Below are 19236 nucleotides of genomic sequence, written 5' to 3' on the forward strand. Positions count from 1 at the left end.
CCTTTTCGGGAGCGCTTTCAATATAGTGTACAAAAACTAGACTTTATCCATCCATTTTCTGGCATTGACAAATGCTTCATGCCAAGGCGAAACTTCATCGTCTCTGTCTTTTGGATAATGTGCCCAGTTCCATTGGAACGTTGAACGCTCAATGTGAGGCATCATAACCAAGTGACGTCCTGTTTTGTCGCAAAGCATAGCAACGTCAAAATGAGAACCGTTTGGATTAGCAGGATAAGCTTCATATGCGTATTTAGAAACAATATTATAATTCTCTTCACCCATTGGTAGGCTAAATTTTCCTTCTCCATGCGAAACCCAAACTCCTAATGTACTTCCTGCTAATGAAGAAAGCATAACAGAATTGTTTTCCTGTACAGTTACTGATGTAAAAATACTTTCATGTTTATTACTTTCGTTATGAAGCATTTTCCCGTGTACTAGATGCTCAGGATTAATCACTTCCAATTCCATAAACAATTGACAGCCGTTACAGATTCCAACAGATAAAGTATCTTCTCTTTTGAAGAAGTTGTCTAAAGCTGTTTTTGCTTTTTCATTGTATAAAAACGCTCCGGCCCAACCTTTGGCAGAACCTAAAACATCTGAATTTGAGAATCCGCCGACAGCCCCGATAAACTGAATGTCTTCCAAAGTTTCACGACCTGAAATCAAGTCGGTCATATGGACATCTTTTACATCAAAACCGGCTAAGTACATTGCATTGGCCATTTCGCGTTCAGAATTACTTCCTTTTTCACGTATGATAGCTGCTTTTGGACGAGGTTTAGAATTGTCGATAACTGGTTTTTTTCCTGTAAAATGTGTAGGGAAAGTATAGTGTAAAGCTTGGTTTTTATAATTATCGAAACGTGCCTGAGCCGTTCCGTTTTTAGATTGTTTCTGGTCTAATAAAAAGGACGTTTTGTACCATACATCTCTGTATTTAGCAATGTCTAATTTGCAAGGGCCGAAGTCTAAAGTCGCTTCATTTGTAGCAGTTCCTAACTTGTAGAAAGAAACATTATTTGCGTTTAATTTAGATTCAACTTCAGCATCTGATTTTGCCTGGAAAACAATTCCAATATTTTCAGCAAAAAGATATTTGATAATGTCTTTTTCTTCGAAAACAGAGAAATCTATTTTAGCTCCCAAATTCACATCTGCAAAACACATCTCCAATAAAGTAGTGATTAAACCACCGCTTCCGATATCGTGTCCGGCAAGTATGTTATTATCTAAAATTAATTTTTGAATGGTATTAAAGCCTCTTTTGAAAAAGGCAGCATCTTTAATAGTTGGTACTTCATTTCCAATAGTGTTCAGCGTTTGTGCAAACGAAGAACCACCTAGTTTGAAATCATCTTGTGATAAATTGATATAATAAATAGAACCGCCGTCTCTTTGTAAAACTGGTTCTACCACTTTTCTAATGTCGGTACAATTTCCACCTGCTGAAATAATTACCGTTCCTGGCGCTATTACCTCGTCATTTGGATATTTTTGTTTCATCGAAAGCGAATCTTTTCCGGTTGGAATATTGATTCCTAATTCGATGGCAAAATCCGAACAACCTTGTACAGCTGCATACAAACGGGCATCTTCACCTTCGTTTTTACAAGCCCACATCCAGTTGGCTGAAAGGGAAATTCCATCCAGGCCGTCTTTTATTGGAGCCCAAACAATATTTGATAATGCTTCTGCAATAGCGGTTCGGCTACCAGCAACTGGATCAATTAATGCTGCAATAGGGGAGTGACCAATCGAAGTTGCAATTCCTTCCTTACCTAGGTAATCCAAAGCCATTACACCACAATTGTTCAATGGCAATTGTAATGGACCGGCACATTGTTGTTTGGCAACTTTTCCACCAACGCATCGGTCTACTTTGTTGGTTAACCAGTCTTTACAAGCCACTGCTTCTAATTGAAGTACTTGCTCGAGGTATGTTGAGATATTTTTTATTGAATAGTCTAAATCAGCATAGTTTCTAACGATCGTTTTGTCGGTCATCACCACTTTTGGAGAACTTCCAAAGAAGTCTTCTAAGGCAAAATCCATTGGTTTAGCACCAGTTGATTTTGATTCGAAAGTAAAACGGTGATCTCCAGTTACGTCACCCACTTGATACATAGGTGAACGCTCACGATCGGCAATTTTTTGCAATAAATCGATATTCTCTTTACCAATAACCAATCCCATTCTTTCCTGAGATTCGTTACCGATTATTTCTTTTGCTGAAAGAGTAGGATCTCCTACAGGTAATTTGTCTAAATTAATTAATCCACCAGTATCTTCTACTAATTCCGAAAGACAGTTTAAATGTCCGCCAGCACCGTGATCGTGAATAGAGACAATTGGATTGATATCACTTTCTACCAAACCACGAATGGCATTGGCAGCGCGTTTTTGCATTTCTGGATTCGAACGCTGGATTGCATTCAATTCAATTCCTGAACTAAAGGCACCGGTATCTGCCGATGAAACTGCAGCTCCACCCATTCCGATTCTATAATTTTCCCCACCAAGGATAACAATTTTATCCCCTGTTTGTGGTTTTTTCTTAATCGCTTGATCTAATTTTCCGTAACCAATTCCACCGGCTTGCATAATCACTTTGTCGAAACCTAGTTTGCGAGCATCTTCTTCATGTTCGAAAGTCAGGATAGAACCCGTAATTAATGGCTGTCCGAATTTATTTCCAAAATCAGAAGCTCCGTTTGACGCTTTGATCAAAATATCCATTGGTGTTTGATACAACCAATTTCTTTCGGTCATACCATTTTCCCATGGTCTGTTTTCTGATAAACGAGAATACGAAGTCATGTAAACTGCGGTTCCTGCCATTGGCAATGAACCTTGTCCGCCTGCTAAACGGTCTCGAATTTCTCCACCAGAACCCGTTGCAGCTCCGTTGAAAGGTTCTACAGTTGTGGGGAAATTATGCGTTTCCGCTTTTAATGAAATAACCGAATCAAATTCTTTTATTTCATAAAAATCAGGTTTGTCGGCACTTTTTGGAGCAAATTGCTGCACGCGAGGCCCTTTTACGAAAGCAACATTATCTTTATAAGCTGAAACAATATCGTTCGGGTTTTCTTGTGAGGTTTTCTTGATTAATTTGAATAATGAAGATTCTTTTTCCTCGCCATCAATTATAAAGGTTCCATTGAAAATCTTGTGACGACAGTGTTCAGAGTTGGCTTGCGAGAAACCAAAAATTTCTGAATCCGTTAGTTTTCGTCCTAATTTAAGCGCTAAATTGTCTAAATATTCTACTTCTTCAGGACTTAAAGATAATCCTTCTTGTTTATTGTAGGCAGCGATATCAGCAATGTCCAAAATAGCTTCAGGAAGTACATTGATAGTGAAAATATCTTGATTTAACTCGGCATATTTTTGAGAAAGCATTGGATCGAAATCAGAAAAATCGGCCGTTGCTTTTTGGAATTCTTCAATTCGGATGATTCCGGAGATCCCCATGTTTTGGGTTATTTCCACTGCATTAGTACTCCAAGGCGTAATCATAGTGGCGCGAGGGCCAACAAAAAAATCCGTCAATACGGATTTTTCTATTTTATAGGAGTTGGCAAAAAGCCAGTTGAGTTTTAAAATGTCTTGAGCCGAAATTTCGTTTTGCGTTTGTACTGCAAAAACAGTTTTGCTTTGGTTTTCAAAGAAATGGATCATTGTTTTTTAGTTTGTTGTATTGCGGTGCAAATTTAGTCAATTAAGATTAAATTTTGAAATAAAAAAGCGGCAATTTTGCCGCTTTTTTACTAGTTGATTATTAATTTTTTTAGGACTGAATTTGAATCGATCATAACTCTGACCATATATATCCCATTGGGAATATGGGGGACAGAAATCTCTGACTTCGTGCGATTTTTTTCTTCAAATACTTTCTGACCGATAATCGAGTAGATTTCGATAGAATACATCTTATTGGAATTATTAATGGAAAAATTACCATTTGTTGGATTTGGATATAGCGTTATATCACCTAAATCTAAATTAATCTCTTCTTTAATTGATTTTTGGATCAAACGACTTCCTAAATTGTTACAAGTATCTGAAGTATAAGAATCCCATTGTGTTGTTTTATTGAATGTGGTAGTTGGAGCGGTAACTGTTGCTTTTCTTCTGATTGTTTCATCAGCTGCAAAGTTTGCCGTTCCTCCGTTAAAAGTTCCAATTATGTCAAGTAAGACTCCGTTTTTGAATAAACCTACGGCATCATTTCCGTTAAAAGCCATTTCGGTAGCTGATGTAGAAAGGTTTGCCGAGCTTATAGGATAACAGCTTGAAGCGATTAAACTATTTACAATGGTGAATTTAGTTCCGTTATTCAATGTTCCTGTTAAGTTTAATCCTGTACTCCACGAACCAGCTCCGTTAGTTTGTTTTTTTATGCTATAAACAGATAAGTTGATTGCTGAACCTGTTGCATTTGAAATTTCCAAAGCTTTGTTGTTTGATGAGCCTTCAATATATTCTGAAAATAATAAATCGGTTGCAGTTGAACCACCTGTAGCTGAAGTTGTCACGTTCAACGTGTTGCTTGCGGCTGAAATATTTCCTGCTGCGTCCTTTGCTTTCACAGAGAAAGAGTATGCTGTAGCTGCGATTAAACCAGTAGCATTATAAGTGGAGGTTGAAACGGTTCCTAATAATGCTGTTCCCCTGTACACCTCATATCCGGTAACGTCAACATCGTCTGTAGAAGGTGTCCATGATAAATTGGTTGTAGTTTGAGTTGTTCCTGATGCTGTCAAAGCAGTAGGGGCCGATGGAGCAGTTGTGTCAGCAGTTCCTGCAACTATATTTAAAGTGTAATCCTCCACTTGACCATATGGTATTGCTTCACAAGAAGTTGGAATGGAGTTGTATTTCATTGAAACTCTCATTCTTGTAATTCCTAATGCAGCTGAAGTCGGTATGTTGATTGTTCCTGATACTGGAGTCGTTGTTGAAGTTGTTTTAGACCAAACGAGTTCACCGGCATCAGTGAAAGCCCCATTTTTGTTATAGTCAATCCAAACGGCATACCCTTCACTGTAAACGGTACTGGTCCATGAGGGAGTAATTGTAATGGTATTTGCAGTTCCGGAAGTTACATTTGTAGATAATACTGTGAAATTTTCATAACCAGCAGTCCCTGTCGTTGTATTATTTATGGCGCCAAAAATGACTTTTCCAATTTTTTCATCTGCAGTACTATTGCCTTGAGAAGTACAATATGTAATTGATGTTCCAGCGGCTGTTGTAGCATTGACTACAGTACTTGAAGCGGAAGAATTTCCTGCTGCATCTTTGGCAACTATATTGAAAGAATACGTTGTTGAAGCTATTAGTCCGGTGATATCTGTTGTAGTTCCGGGCACAGTTGTTTTTAAAACACTGTTCATATATACATCATATCCAGTTACTCCCACATTATCACTGGAAGCGATCCAGCTTAATGAAACAGAACTAGAAGTTGTTCCGGTTGCTAGTAAATTAGTTGGAGCAGATGGTACTTGCGCATCAGCGGTTGGATTCCAAATTGCCTGTACGTATTCAGGATGGTCAATATAAGGGTTTCTATTGTTTTGAGATGTATAAATGGCATTGTTTCGGGCAATTTCTCTAGTACTTACCGGATCTTGATTGTGCCATGTTAAAAGCAGGTTTAAAAAAGCAGTTGAAAATACCTGATTACTTGTGCCATTGAACATTGAATAGGAATAACCCGCCACAGTGTTCTCATAACGTGTGGCAAAATAAAAGTACATGCGGGCAATATCACCTTTGAATTCATTGATAGGTTCGAAAATAGTTCCGGAATAACCAGCAATTGTACTTGCTCCAAGTTTACTTCCGTTTAATGAGGTCCAAGTTGGGGAAGCCACAGTTCCGTGTGGATAATTGGAGCGCTGTCCGTTCACTTTTCCGTCTGTTGGTGTTATAAAATGCGCATCTGAAACCATTGGGGATTGTTCATTGAATACAGATTGAGGAATAATATGCTCTCTATTATAGCAGTCACCCTCTACGCTATACGTTCCGCATCTTTGGCTTGTTCCTGCCGAATAATTATAAGGATCTGTTCCGGTCGGATTTTCAGAATACATATCTAAAATTGTAGCGTCATTTTCAAAGTAATAATCCCTGTCAGATGTTTGGTAAATGGTATATAAACCAGCATACCCATTATCGTTATGGCCTTTGATGATATTGTATAATTGTGTTTTTAGTGTGTAACCTGTGCCGGAGGCATTCGTGTAATAGCCAATTGGTATTTGCGCAATACCGGCAGTGAAGAATAGCAATAATAGAGCAGAGTAGATTTTTTTCATAGTTTAAAGTAGATTTGGTTAGTAGGGGGGCAAAAACCGGATTTTCAAATCAGAAACATTTGAAGACGTACAAATTTATAACTTTTTTAACGGTTTGTGTTAATAAATTGTGAAGATAATCGTATTTTACTAACCGTAATACTGGTGAAAAAAAAAGCATTCAAATTGAGGCGAAAGTTGAACTAGCTATGCTGGAAAGGGTAATTTTGATGCAATTAATTGGTGTGGAATCGCTCTGAAATTAAAATTATTTAGGAAACGGTTTGTTTTGATACGCTCCTAAATCAGGAGGTGTAGTTCGATTGTTTCCTATAATATCCAAGGGAATCAGATAGGCTGAATTTCCTTTTGCAAAAGCGGAAGAGGTTTCATTAATGTTGAATTTGTTTAGGGAAACTTTCAGGAATTTAGGGTCTTTATTTAAAATAATTGCATTGTAATGTACTGCATCGGTTTCAAACTGATAATCTGGATTCGTGGTGAATTGGTTCGAAATAGCGTTGAATTTTAAAAGGCAATTGTTGAATTGGTATTCAAAAGAAGCACCTGTTTTTTTGTTTAAAATCATTTCGTTGGAGTAGGAACCATATATAATACAATTGTTGAATGTAGCTTCTGTCAAATCTTTTACTTCCGGAACTGCTCCCAAAATGTAATTGCTTACTAAAACAGCCACTTGTTCTGAGCTGTTCCAGTTGTTGTTAAAAGTGCAATGTGTAAAATTATAATTTCCGCCATAGGAACATGCTAAACTCGCCTGTCCTGCATTATTGATAACTAGATTTTCTCCATTAATTTTTGCAGTCTGCGCCAAAATACCATAGTTGGCTGAATTGTAAATTTGTGTGTTTTTTATAGTTGTAGGTGTTCCATCGTTGTTTTGAATCAGTAAGCCAATAGTTGCATTTTTGATTGTGGCATGATTCAATTGATTATTGGTGCTGCCGTCGGTAAGCCAAATCGTTCCCCATTGTCCGGGAACATCTGAGTAATCAGGTTCTAATCGATCACCTTCAAAAATGACTTCATTTTCCATCTTGTCTGTGCTAGAAATTGCCCCGTTTACATGTATTGAAGCAGTATTAGATACTATAAGGCCGGAATTTGCATGGAAATGGACTCTGGCTCCTGCATCAAAAGTTGCCGTTTTCCCCGAAGGAACGGCAGCGTAACCATAAATAACATATGGTTTCGTATTGGTAAAATGCAATTCATTACCATTTACAGGATCATTTTCATCCAGATAAAAGCCATCAATTTTTTCTTCACCAATAGGAAGTGTTTCAGTAGTTCCATCGGCAAAACGTTTTGGATATAGGAAAACAGCATCCTGAATGAGTGTAACCAGCTCTACTTTTTGCAAATTCTGACCACCATCAAACTCAATTTGGTCGGTGTATAGAAAGTCAGTTGGGTTTGCATCGGAACTATTGGCAGTCGTTTCTATAAAAATATATAAACTGTCTTTGGCCAGGAGATCCACATTATTGAATATTTTTCCTTCGTTTCCCCGCATTCCGTCAACTGTTATTCTATATTTAGAACTCAATCCCTTTGCTAATTTTATTGTAGGAATGGTGATGTCATTTTTACTGTGATTGTACACTTTAAGCCGATAAGTGCTGGAGCCTATGTTTGTAAAAACAGTATCTAAATAGATTGTATCTTTCGAAAAGGTCAAATCACCTGTGCTGGCTACGGTCTCAAAATCTGAACGACAGGCGAAAACAGATAACAGTATTCCGATGATAAACAGTAAAGTTTTGGGACGCATTTCGTTATTTTTTTTGTAAAAATAAGGAAAATCTTATTTGGACAGGAAACGATTTTAAAATTTGAATTTAGAATAACAATTGTATTTACTATTTTGTAACTTATCTTTTATTTAATTTTACATTTTTAAAGCCAGAAATATGACATTTGACAAGAAAAAAATTCTTCAATATTGCAATCAAATTTCAAAGAATACACTGATGCAAACACTGAATATTGAATACACTGATGCAGGAGAAGATTATTTAGTGGCAACAATGCCGGTGACGCCAGCAGTCCATCAACCTATGGGATTATTGCACGGAGGCGCTTCGGTGGCCTTGGCGGAAAGCGTAGGAAGTGCTGCATCGATGTTGTATATAAATTCAGAACACAGTGAGGTTCGCGGAATCGAAATATCGGCGAATCATTTGAAAGCAAAACGGGAAGGAATCGTAACTGCAACGGCAAGAATAGTACACAAGGGCAGAAGTATTCATCTGTGGGAAATACGAATTACAGATGAAAAGGATAACTTAATTTCACTTTGTAAATTGACGAATATGGTTTTGCCAAAAAGAAAAAGTGAAGACAAATAATGGACGAAATTTTAGATAAAGCTAAAAATCAATTTACGCAAAATTTACCTTTTGTACTGTATTGCAAGCCAAATTCTGATATCGTAATTGGGCTTTTTCAGCATGATGACACGCTATTTTCAGTACATGATTTTAGCGAAAAAGGCTTTGTTTTTGCTTCTTTTGATGGCACTAAAACGTATTTGATTCCTGAAAATAAGTGCGAAATTGCCAGTGCTATTTGGGAGAAAAAGGAGTTTACGGTTCCTGAGAACCAATTTGTGGATTCTGATCAGGCCGATAAAGAAAATTTTGAGATAATAGTAGCCAAAGGAATTCAGGCAATCGAAAATAACGAATTAGAGAAAGTGGTTGTATCCCGAAAGGAAACAGTTGACTTGGTTAATTTCGATTTTGGAGCAGCTTTCGAAAACTTGGCGCATTTGTATCCTTCCACTTTTGTTTATTGTTTTTACCATCCAAAAATTGGAATCTGGCTTGGTGCCACTCCGGAGCAATTGCTAAAATCTAATAAAAATATTTTTGAAACTATTGCTTTGGCAGGAACTCAAAAAGACAAGGGTGCAATTGAGATTGTTTGGGAGAAAAAAGAAAAGGAAGAGCAACAATTTGTGACGGATTATATAGTTAATAAACTGCAAAACGCAGCTTCGGAAATTTTGGTTTCCAAGCCGTATAGTATAAAAGCAGGAAGTGTCTGGCATATTAAAACGGATATTTCAGGGGTTTTGAATCCGGATTTCAGTTTGCAACAAGTAATCGGCTTATTGCATCCAACGCCTGCGGTTTGTGGTCTGTCCAAAGAAAAATCAAAAGCTTTTATTTTGGAAAATGAAAATTATGACAGGAGCTTTTATACTGGTTTTTTAGGAGAGTTAAACTGTAGTTTTGCAATGGATGGGAGTTCTGATTTGTTTGTAAATTTGCGATGTATGCAAATTGAAGATTCTCATGCGGTTTTGTACATGGGTTGCGGCATCACAAAAGACAGCATTCCGGAAAAGGAGTGGAATGAAAGCGTCAATAAATCAATGACGATGAAAAGGGTTCTTTGGAAGTAAAAGGGGTAAGGAGAGAATTGTAAGATATTGGTCATCAATAAAAAAACAATTTTAATAAGAAATAAAAACAGCAATAAGTAATAAAGAACATTAAAATGAAATTAGATATACTTGCTTTTGGTGCGCACCCTGATGATGTGGAATTGGGTTGTTCAGGAACCATTTTAAAAGAAATCTCTCTTGGGAAAACAGTCGGAATAATTGATTTAACCCGAGGTGAATTAGGAACAAGGGGTTCAGCTGAAATAAGAGATCAGGAAGCAAATACTGCTGCAAAAATACTCGGTGTTTCAGTACGTGAAAATCTTGAAATGCGTGATGGCTTTTTTATGAACGATGAAAAACACCAATTAGAAATCATAAAAATGATTCGCAAGTATCAACCGGATATTGTGCTTTGTAATGCAATTGACGATCGTCATATCGATCATGGAAAGGGAAGCAAGCTCGTTTCTGACGCTTGTTTTTTATCGGGATTGATGAAAATAGAAACGACAGTTAATGGCTTAAAGCAAGGAGCTTGGAGACCAAAAGTGGTCTATCATTATATCCAGTGGAAAAATATAGAACCTGATTTTGTTGTAGATATTACAGGCTTTACTGATAAAAAAATAGAATCTATTTTGGCTTATGGTTCTCAGTTTTATGATGCAAATTCGAAAGAACCGGAATCGCCAATAACCAGTAAGAACTTCTTTGAAAGCTTAAATTATCGTTCAAAGGATTTAGGAAGGCTAACCGGACTGGAATATGCTGAGGGTTTTACTGCAGAAAGATATTTGGCAGTCAATAGTTTAGGAGATTTGATATAATTTTGCTGTAATTTTTTAAAAAAATTATTTGCAGAAGTAAACTTATGTTGTATATTTGCAACCGCTAAGCAAATGGTGGTTGTAGCTCAGCTGGTTAGAGCATCGGTTTGTGGTACCGAGGGTCGCCGGTTCGAACCCGGTCATCCACCCAAAAGGCAAAAGCCTCGAAGAAATTCGGGGCTTTTTTTGTGGAATAAATTTTCTTGGAATAAACCGGTTTTAATTATTGGCTTGAATATTGTATAGGAGGATGAGTAGTACAGTGTAAATTTTTATGTACTTGAAGAAGTTGTTTAGGTTTTCGTAAACAAACAATGTTTCTTAGAAATTAAAATACCCAATACTGGGATGAAAGGTTCTTTAGTACAACGCAAAGAAATTAATGGATTATAAATAGGAAATGGATTAGGAATTGACTCTTTAATAGTGCGTTATTGATGTTTTGGGGGAATATTTTTTATTTTTGAGGATTCATCTGGCTTTTGTATATCTTTGAACACATTTTTAAATACTCTTGCCTTCAAATTTTTTAAAATATCATTTTAACGCACCAAATGGAAAACAAGCAAATTAATTCTAAAATTCTTAAAAGTAATTATATTCCAACTGCTGAGTTTTATAGTCAGATTATAGATAGTTTACAAGATTACTCCATTCTCACCATTGATAATGAATTTATAATCAACAGCTGGAGTTCAGGGGCATCAAAAATTTTCGGTTATGAGCCTGATGAAATTATGGGAAAACATTTTGATGTAATTTTTACAGAAGAAGATATAGAAAATGGTGTTTCGAAAAATGAAATTGCAACCGCATTGAAAGAGGGAAGAGCAACGGATAATAGATGGCACATTTGCAAAGACAAGAGTATATTTTACGCCTATGGTTTAGTTTTTCCACTTACAGGAATTGATGGAGAGATGTTAGGATATGTTAAGATCCTTCGTGACCTAACGGAAAGAAAGAAATCAGAAGACGCGATAAAAAATTATGTAAAAGAACTTGAAGATCTAAATACTCACAAAGAAAGTGTTCTAGCTATACTTTCGCATGATTTGAGAAGTCCATTATCCAGTATTATCGCAACTACGGGATATTTGAAATCAAATTTTGAAAGAATGGATCCAAGCACCGTTAAGGAAATGCTTGAGCTCCTTTACAAAGCATCAATTGATGAGTTGAATATGTTAGACTACCTGGTCGAATGGGCACGAATAAAATATGCAGCAGAAGTGTTTTCTCCGAGAAAAATCGAGCTTGTCCAGTATGTGCAAAAAGTTTTTGATACTTTAAATGATACTGCTTCTTTAAATGCAATAAATCTGCACAATGAAATTGATGAGAATACTAAAGTTTTTGCAGATGGAAAAATGTTACTTTCCGTTATTCAAAATATAGTTTCTAATGCTATTAAACATTCACTACCCGGAGGGGAAATAATGGTTTCAGCAAAAGCAAAAGACGATAAAATAATAGTCCAGATAAAGGATTCAGGTATTGGTATGTCCAAAGAAATTCAAGACAAGCTTTTTACGCCGCAAATGAATATTCTTTCAAAAGCAAGAGTAGAAAATAAAGGTGCGGGGATTGGATTATTATTGGTAAAAGGGTTTTTAGAAAAAAACGGTGGTGAAATATGGGTAGAAAGTATAGAGGGTGAAGGCTCTTCTTTTTATTTTACATTGCCAATAGAGAAGCCGAACAAAATAGATAGTGCAGATAAAATTGAGTTCGACGAACATGCTTAATAAGCACTATAAGGTTAGTCAGTAAATTGTAAAAGTCCACATAAGTGGATTTTTTTTTGGACTAAATTCTATAGGTATTATTCCTTACAGCTGCTCTATTTAGCTGTTTCGAACGTTGTAAATAAGAGTTAAAATAGCACAGCTGAAAAACGGTAAACTCTTTATTTTTAGCTAATTTTGAGAATTGTAGTAGTAAATTAATTATACTATTTTAAAAACTAATGCCGTATGCATCAAGAAATCTCACCAATTATTAAACCTATTCAATTAATTGCCTTGCAGTCAAAGAGTGAATTAGTTATTATTGATGCCAGTAATGGAAGTGGTGCTAAAGAAAATTATGAAGCAAAACATTTGGAAGGTGCTTTGTACGTTGATTTGAATACACAGTTGGCCAATATTAACACAGATGTGTCCGTAGGTGGCAGACATCCTTTGCCTACGGTTGAACAATTTTCTGACACTTTAGCAAATCTTGGTATAACGCCAACGAGTCATGTAGTGGTTTACGATGATAAAAATGGCGCTAATGCAGCAGCACGTTTCTGGTGGATGTTAAAATCTGCGGGACACGAGAAAGTTCAGGTGCTGGATGGTGGCTTACAAGCGGCTATTAAAGCTGGATTTTCAACAAGCTCAAAAATTGAAATCCCGTTGCAAAAGGAATCGTATGAAATTGAAAATTGGTTGTTACCGTTAGCTACCATTCAAGAAATTGATAAAGTAGCACAAGAGGCTAATTTTCTTGTAATTGATGTGCGTGATGAGGAACGATACAAGGGAGAAAAAGAACCGATTGATTTAGTTGCCGGTCATATTCCGGGCGCTATAAACATTCCTTTTACCACTAATTTAGATAATAATGGGTTTTTCCTATCGCCACATGAGCTGAAGAATAAATATTTAAAAGAATTTGGGGGCAAAAAGGCTGAAAATTGTATTGTGCATTGTGGTTCCGGTGTAACCGCCTGTCACACACTTTTGGCAATTGCTTATGCAGGTCTTGAAATCCCAAAACTGTATGTGGGTTCTTGGAGTGAGTGGTCCCGAAACGATAGACCGATAGCAACTTCAAAGAAAAAGTAAATATGAATATTTTCAAAAAGAAATCTGTTTTTTTGCGTAGATACAGATGAAACAAGAGCTTTGGAGGAATTCAAAGCTCTTGTTTATGGCTCCCAAATGGAAATCCATTGTTATAGCTGAATCTATTTTTTATCGACTACGGGTCTGTTTTCTCTGTTTGCCAATTCCCATGCTATTACAAAAGCAAGTTGGGTTCTTTTGGTCAAAGCATCAAATTCTATTTTTTCAACTTCATCCGTTTTTTGATGGTAATCAGCGTGAACACCATTGAAAAGGAATACTGCCGGAATACCATGTTTAGCAAAATTATAATGATCAGAACGCTCATAAAAATGATTCGGATCTTTAGGGTCGTTGAATTTATAATCCAGATCCATTTTGATGTACTTGGCGTTTGCGATCTTACATATGTTATCTAAGTCAGTTGATAAACGATCTGAGCCAATTAAATACACATAATTGTTGGTATTCGGGTGCGCATCGTCACGACGGCCAATCATATCAATGTTGATGTCAGTAATTGTGTTAGCCAAAGGGAACAAAGGATTTTCCGAGTAATAACGGGAACCGTGCAAACCATGTTCTTCACCAGTTGCGTGAAAAAACATAATAGAACGTTTTGGTCCGTGTCCCTCTTTTTTTGCAATTTGAAAAGCTTGTGCAATTTCCAATAACGCAACTGTTCCGGAACCGTCATCGTCGGCGCCGTTGTATACTTCACCATCTTTTATACCTACGTGGTCGTAATGAGCCGAAATAACCAGGATTTCGTTTGGCTTTTCGGAACCTTCGATGAATGCCCAGACATTCTCTGAATCAGATAAGTTTTCGTTACGTTTGGCATTCAGGAAAGCAGCAGGGATTTTTTGATAATAGTCGGCTGCTCCTTTAGGAAAAGGAATGTTATTTTTCTGATATTGATTTATAAGATAAAGGCCTGCTTTTTTCTGGCCGACTGATCCTGTTTCGCGCCCTTCCATTGAATCTGCAGCGACGATGTAAAGATGTGTTTTTAAATCACTGGCTGTTATGGTATTCATGTATTTGGTAGGCTCAACGTCAATATCCATTTTTTTGACAGTGCAGCTTATGCTTAAAACAAATAGCAAACTTAATAAGGTTATTTTTTTCATGTTTTTTAATGTAAATTAATAAAGGTATAAATGGCAAATAAAGTAAGAATTATAATGAGCATAACGAAATTGATGATAAACAGGAACATACTTTTTAGTAACGAAACCAGTCGGGTTTCCCCATAAAACCGATGATGGGCCGGAAAAAAATAATAGAGCATCCAAGAGATTCCGACGAAGTTAAATACTCCAATAATGAAATCAATACCACCAGAATCTCTAAATGATGAAAGTATTTTAGTGAATAGAAACAGTATTAAAAACACTAATAATAAGAACGAAAAATAATGCAGCGTAAAGATACCATGATCAAAGTAATACCAGCGTTTTTTGTTGTGAAAAACCCATAGAAAAAAGGCGAAAAGTGGCATATAAATGAACAACACTTTCGAGAAATTATGAACGAATGAATCTTTGAATTTTTCAAATAATTCCTCTTTGTTTTTGTCTTTTACCTCTTGAAATTTTCTATTGATCATATAACTGAAATCAGATAGTTTTTCAGATTCAGGCGCATGTTGTTGTATGGAATCTAATTCCTGAACAGATTTGTAGCCAAAGTTTAAAAATTCCTTTTTTTCGCCCATCTTCACACTCTTGTTTTTAATAGAATCATTTATTGAAACTTCGCTAGTCAAAATGCTGTCTGCAGTTTTATTTCGGTTTTTCAGACTATCTTTTGCGGGGTATGTTATAGGTTCTTTTTCGTTAATTTTTACTGGATTGGATTTTTCATTTGGAAAAACGGTTATAAGAAAAAATGTTACAAAACTGATGAAAATATAAAGTCGAACGGGAGCCAAATAAGACAATCGCTTTCCGGAAAGATATTCCTTTGTTAAAGTCGCAGGTTTGAATATTAGGTTCTTTATCGTTTTCCAAAAAGCATTTTCGTAATGTGTTAAGTCTTCAAAAAAATGAATAAACAAATGATGAAATGTTTTTCGGGTATCGGTATTTTCCTGCCCACAATTAGGACAGAATCTGTTTTCTACAACATATCTGCAATTTAGACAGGTTTTGTCTTTTCTTAAAACGGTTTTCCCCATAAAAACGTTTTTTAGTTATAATCGCATCTGTATTATTTTTTCAAGACTTCATCTAAGAAAACTTTTAAATGATCGAAAGAGCGTTTAGCGGCTTTTTCATTATAAGCAGCTCCTTTAGAATTATCATTTCCGGATTCGGGATCTGTGAAAGAATGCACTGCGTTGGCGTAATATACCATTTGCCAATCGGCTTTTGAATCTCTCATTTCCTGCTGGAAAGCGGTAACTTCTTCTTTTGGTACAAAAGGATCATCGGCTCCGTGACACACTAAAATTTTAGCAGTAAGAGGCTGGGCTGTTCTCGAAGCTTCTTTTCCTAAACCACCATGAAAAGAAACTGCTCCCTTTATATTTAGATTTCCGCGTGTTGCTTCAAGCGCTCCGGTTCCGCCAAAACAAAAACCAATCACTACAATATTGTCTTTATTGGCTCCGGATTTAATTAATTGTTCCAAAGCTAAGGCAATTCTTTTTTGGTATGCTGCGTAATTTGTTTTGTAAAATCCTGCTTTTTGTCCTGCTTCCGCATTGTCTTTGGGATAATTTCCTTCACCATAGATGTCCGCTACAAAAGCATAATACCCTAGTTTAGCTAAATTTTGCGCAGTATTCTTCGAATGTTTATCAATACCTTTCCAAGCGGGAAGTATAAGGATTCCTGGTTTTTGTGGGCTTTTTTTTATGGGCTGTACTTGAAAACCATTTAGTACCTGGGTCCCATCATTATATTTTACTGCTTTTAACTGTGCAAAAGTGCTATTGGAAAACAGTATAATTCCTAAAATTAAAAAGACTATATTTTTCATAAAGTTTTATTTTTCATACAAATATCTAAAATAAAATGTGATTTTTTTATATAAACAAGCTCTTTTTAACTTTTTTTATAACAAAAACAGGCAAGAAGTAATTTGCTGTTTCGGGGAAAAAAAATCAGGGTATCGGGTTAAACAATTACTGGCCAGGATGGTAGGTTCGTTCTGCGTTTTTTAGGACGTCTTCTTTGTAGAAAAGGACCTCTTTGAATTGTCCTTTTTGGTACATCTCCGCTTGATCATAAAAATGGTTTGATTTTGGATCGCCACTATTTCCGCCAGCTAATAATGATTTTGCCTTTATTTTAGCTCCAAATTCTACAGCGCAAACAAAGCTATTGCCGCTGTAACCGTATCTTTTTTTGGAACCTTTTCGATACGAACTTGCGAAGGAGGGTAAGCACCCCCATGATGCTGAAGCATTCGCTATAGGTAGACTTTCCTTATTGTCATCGTACTCAAGAGTTATGTCACCGGACAGCCTTTGGAAACGATTTATTTCTCCCCAAGGAATTTGCCATGTGCCAAACTTCGTTTTTAATTCATTTATGACGAATTGCAATTGAGGCAGTAGTTGGTCCGCGGTGGCATTTTTTGCAAAAGATTTGGTATTTTCTATCTGATCCAATTCCCCCTGTTCAGTAATGTAGGCTTTTCTAATGATTGGATCTAATTTGAATGCCCATTCATTTGCCAATGTCGTGGCTATAGAATTGGCCTTAGCGTAATAATCCCATTTTTTTAAAATTGCAATTGGTTCCACTAGATCAGCATACAACTGTTCATTAGGTTGCGTGTTTTTTTCAAAAGAAGCAATCAGGGAAGGAATTAATATTTCAAACGCAGAAAGTTTGGTGTCATAACCGTCTGCAATTATTTTATCTAAAGAGTATTGGTTTTCTTTACTTAAAAGACGCACGGCATTTACACCTCTAAAATTTTCTCCATCAGGGGCCATATAAGGTAAATAGTTTTCCTCTTTTGGACTGTTAGTGCCAGCTACGGAATACGGATTAGAGTTGCAATTTTGCAACCATCCATTTGCAGGATTATAGAGATGGACTGTCTCAGAAATAGCGTGTAAACCTTTCCATTGTGTTGCTGAAGTTGTGCCATCCACAACTTTTGACCAGTTCAGTTTTTTATCGCGAATTGGAATAAAGTTTCCATGCCAATAAGCAATATTTCCTTTGTTATCGGCATAAACGGTATTGTTAGAGGTATTGGCTTTTAAATCCATTGCCTTTTGATAATCATCAAAACTCTTAGATTTTGTTCTCGTCCAACTTTGCACCAGACTGTTCATCGATCGGTTATTTGATTTCAGACTGATCCATTTCCCATCTCTTTTGACCATAATCGGACCATGATTGGTAAAATACGTTTTGAATTCTTTAGGGATTAACGTTCCATTTTTTAGATAACTTATAGTAAGTGTTTTTTCTTTTAAAGGCAGTAGTTTTTTATTGTATTCGTAGAATAATTTTTTGTTTTTGGCTACGATTTTTTCTGCATACAGGTCAGCCACATCCACGCCTGAAGAAGTATGCATCCAACCGCAGTTTTCATTGAATCCCTGGTAAATAAAAAATTGCCCCCAGGTAACTGCGCCATAAACATTAAGACCTTCGTCACTAGTGATTTGTATTTCGGGTCTGAAATAAAAAGACGTGTGGGGATTTATGTAAAGAATAGCATTTCCGGAAGCAGTTTTGGCAGGGGCCAAAGCAAAACCATTAGAACCTGTCTGTATTTCTTTTTCTCTTTCAGTATAAGCCACTTTAGCTGTATTTCCGGAATAAAAAGCTTTTAATTCTCCAGTAGAAAGATCAGCGGTGCTGATAGCCCCAATACTGCCGTCTGTCCAAAGTAAGGGATACCATGGTTCGAAATGACTTAATAAAACCGGCTTTGTTTCGGGGTGAGTGTGCAAGTAAAAGTTGATCCCATCGGCATAGCTGTTTAATAGTTTTTTGAGCCAGGGTGCTGCTTTTTTATAATCGGTTTTAGCTTCATTGACATCAATCAGAAGTTTGATTTCCAAATCATTATATAAAAAGGATTCTCCTTTTATTTCAGAAAGACGGCCCAGTTTTTCTATATAATTCAGTTCGACACGTTTGAAATCATCTTCACATTGGGCGTATAACATACCAAAAACAGCATCGGCATCCGTTTTGCCGTAAACATGCGCAATTCCCCAATTATCTCGAATTATAGTAACTTGTTGAGCTATTTTTTTGAGTCGGATAATTTCTTTTGCATCTGTTTTTTGGGCGATGGATTGAAAACTGATGCAGAGTAATAACAAGCCGAATTTCAGATAGTTCCTATAGTTTCTCATTTCTTTGAGCTGTTAATTGGGTATTATAATGTTATATTCCGTTTAAAAGCGCAACCCAATTCTATTATAGAATCGGTTTTTGAAATGCCCGGAATGTTATCAATTTTCTCGTAAAGGATTTTTCTCATGTGCTCATGGTTCTGCGCTACTATTTTGATATACAGCGTAAAAGAACCAGTGACATAATAACATTCTGTGATTTCAGGAATATTCTTCAATTCTTCAATTATTCTATTCGAATCCTGGTCTTTATTTAAGGTAATACCCGTAAAAGAAGCCCAGTCGTAGCCTATTTTCTTTTCGTTTATAATAGGTTTTATTCCTGCCAGAATTCCTTGCTCTGTCAATCGATTTACCCGTTGGTGCACCATGGTATTGGATATTTTTAGCGTAGTGGCAATAGCTGAAAATGCCATACGACCATCTTTTTCTAATTCTTTAATAATATTGATATCGAATTCATCTAATGCATCCATGAGATTTATTTTAAATTGAGTAAGGT

The 19236-nt window shown here is 36.3% G+C and carries 13 protein-coding genes and 1 tRNA gene; 6 read left to right on the forward strand and 8 right to left on the reverse strand.

What is annotated here, in order from left to right; translation table 11 throughout:
• Nucleotides 1-36 precede the first annotated feature (36 nt).
• From purL to ACNQGN_RS00915, 3 genes are all read right to left on the reverse strand, one after another.
• On the reverse strand, nt 37-3690 hold the full coding sequence (purL, locus tag ACNQGN_RS00905; RefSeq protein ID WP_417985994.1) for a phosphoribosylformylglycinamidine synthase: 3654 nt from the start codon (nt 3688-3690) through the stop codon (nt 37-39).
• A gap of 89 nt (nt 3691-3779) precedes the next feature.
• Complete coding sequence (locus ACNQGN_RS00910; RefSeq protein WP_417985995.1) at nt 3780-6338, reverse strand: endonuclease; 2559 nt, start codon at nt 6336-6338, stop codon at nt 3780-3782.
• Nucleotides 6339-6585: 247 nt separating this feature from the next.
• Nucleotides 6586-8112, reverse strand: coding sequence for a hypothetical protein (locus tag ACNQGN_RS00915; RefSeq protein WP_417985996.1), 1527 nt, complete (start codon nt 8110-8112; stop codon nt 6586-6588).
• Between the two features lie 139 nt (nt 8113-8251).
• Between ACNQGN_RS00915 and ACNQGN_RS00920 the strand changes: the two genes are divergently transcribed.
• The 6 genes from ACNQGN_RS00920 (at nt 8252) to ACNQGN_RS00945 (ending at nt 13396) form a co-directional block, all read left to right on the forward strand.
• Complete coding sequence (locus ACNQGN_RS00920; RefSeq protein WP_417985997.1) at nt 8252-8689, forward strand: PaaI family thioesterase; 438 nt, start codon at nt 8252-8254, stop codon at nt 8687-8689.
• Complete coding sequence (locus tag ACNQGN_RS00925; RefSeq protein ID WP_417985998.1) at nt 8689-9750, forward strand: chorismate-binding protein; 1062 nt, start codon at nt 8689-8691, stop codon at nt 9748-9750. Before ACNQGN_RS00920 ends, ACNQGN_RS00925 begins: the two co-directional genes overlap by 1 nt.
• A 95-nt stretch (nt 9751-9845) precedes the next feature.
• Nucleotides 9846-10562: a bacillithiol biosynthesis deacetylase BshB1 gene (bshB1, locus tag ACNQGN_RS00930; protein ID WP_417985999.1), complete on the forward strand. Its 717-nt coding sequence runs from the start codon at nt 9846-9848 to the stop codon at nt 10560-10562.
• A 75-nt stretch (nt 10563-10637) separates the two neighbouring features.
• Nucleotides 10638-10711 (forward strand) — tRNA-His (locus ACNQGN_RS00935).
• A 405-nt stretch (nt 10712-11116) separates the two neighbouring features.
• Nucleotides 11117-12310, forward strand: a complete 1194-nt coding sequence (locus tag ACNQGN_RS00940; RefSeq protein WP_417986000.1) for a PAS domain-containing sensor histidine kinase — start codon at nt 11117-11119, stop codon at nt 12308-12310.
• Nucleotides 12311-12538: 228 nt separating this feature from the next.
• Entirely contained in the window at nt 12539-13396 is an 858-nt protein-coding gene (locus ACNQGN_RS00945) for a sulfurtransferase (protein WP_417986001.1), read from the forward strand.
• 122 nt (nt 13397-13518) lie between these two features.
• Here the strand turns inward: ACNQGN_RS00945 and ACNQGN_RS00950 are convergent, their stop codons facing one another.
• From ACNQGN_RS00950 to ACNQGN_RS00970, 5 genes are all read right to left on the reverse strand, one after another.
• The gene (locus ACNQGN_RS00950; RefSeq protein ID WP_417986002.1) at nt 13519-14529 is read right to left on the reverse strand and encodes a M28 family peptidase; all 1011 of its coding nucleotides are present in this window, start codon (nt 14527-14529) and stop codon (nt 13519-13521) included.
• A gap of 5 nt (nt 14530-14534) precedes the next feature.
• Nucleotides 14535-15578 carry a DUF3667 domain-containing protein gene (locus tag ACNQGN_RS00955; protein ID WP_417986003.1) on the reverse strand — a complete coding sequence of 348 codons (1044 nt, stop codon included), beginning with the start codon at nt 15576-15578 and terminating at the stop codon, nt 14535-14537.
• 32 nt (nt 15579-15610) lie between these two features.
• A complete protein-coding gene (locus ACNQGN_RS00960; protein WP_417986004.1) occupies nt 15611-16384 on the reverse strand; it encodes a dienelactone hydrolase family protein in 774 nt (257 codons plus the stop codon).
• Nucleotides 16385-16529: 145 nt separating this feature from the next.
• Complete coding sequence (locus ACNQGN_RS00965; RefSeq protein ID WP_417986005.1) at nt 16530-18734, reverse strand: penicillin acylase family protein; 2205 nt, start codon at nt 18732-18734, stop codon at nt 16530-16532.
• Nucleotides 18735-18757: 23 nt separating this feature from the next.
• Entirely contained in the window at nt 18758-19210 is a 453-nt protein-coding gene (locus tag ACNQGN_RS00970; protein WP_291249121.1) for an Lrp/AsnC family transcriptional regulator, read from the reverse strand.
• Nucleotides 19211-19236 lie beyond the last annotated feature (26 nt).

Origin of the sequence: Flavobacterium rhamnosi (genome assembly GCF_048286515.1) — a bacterium.
In the GTDB taxonomy this organism is placed as follows: Bacteria; Bacteroidota; Bacteroidia; order Flavobacteriales; family Flavobacteriaceae; genus Flavobacterium.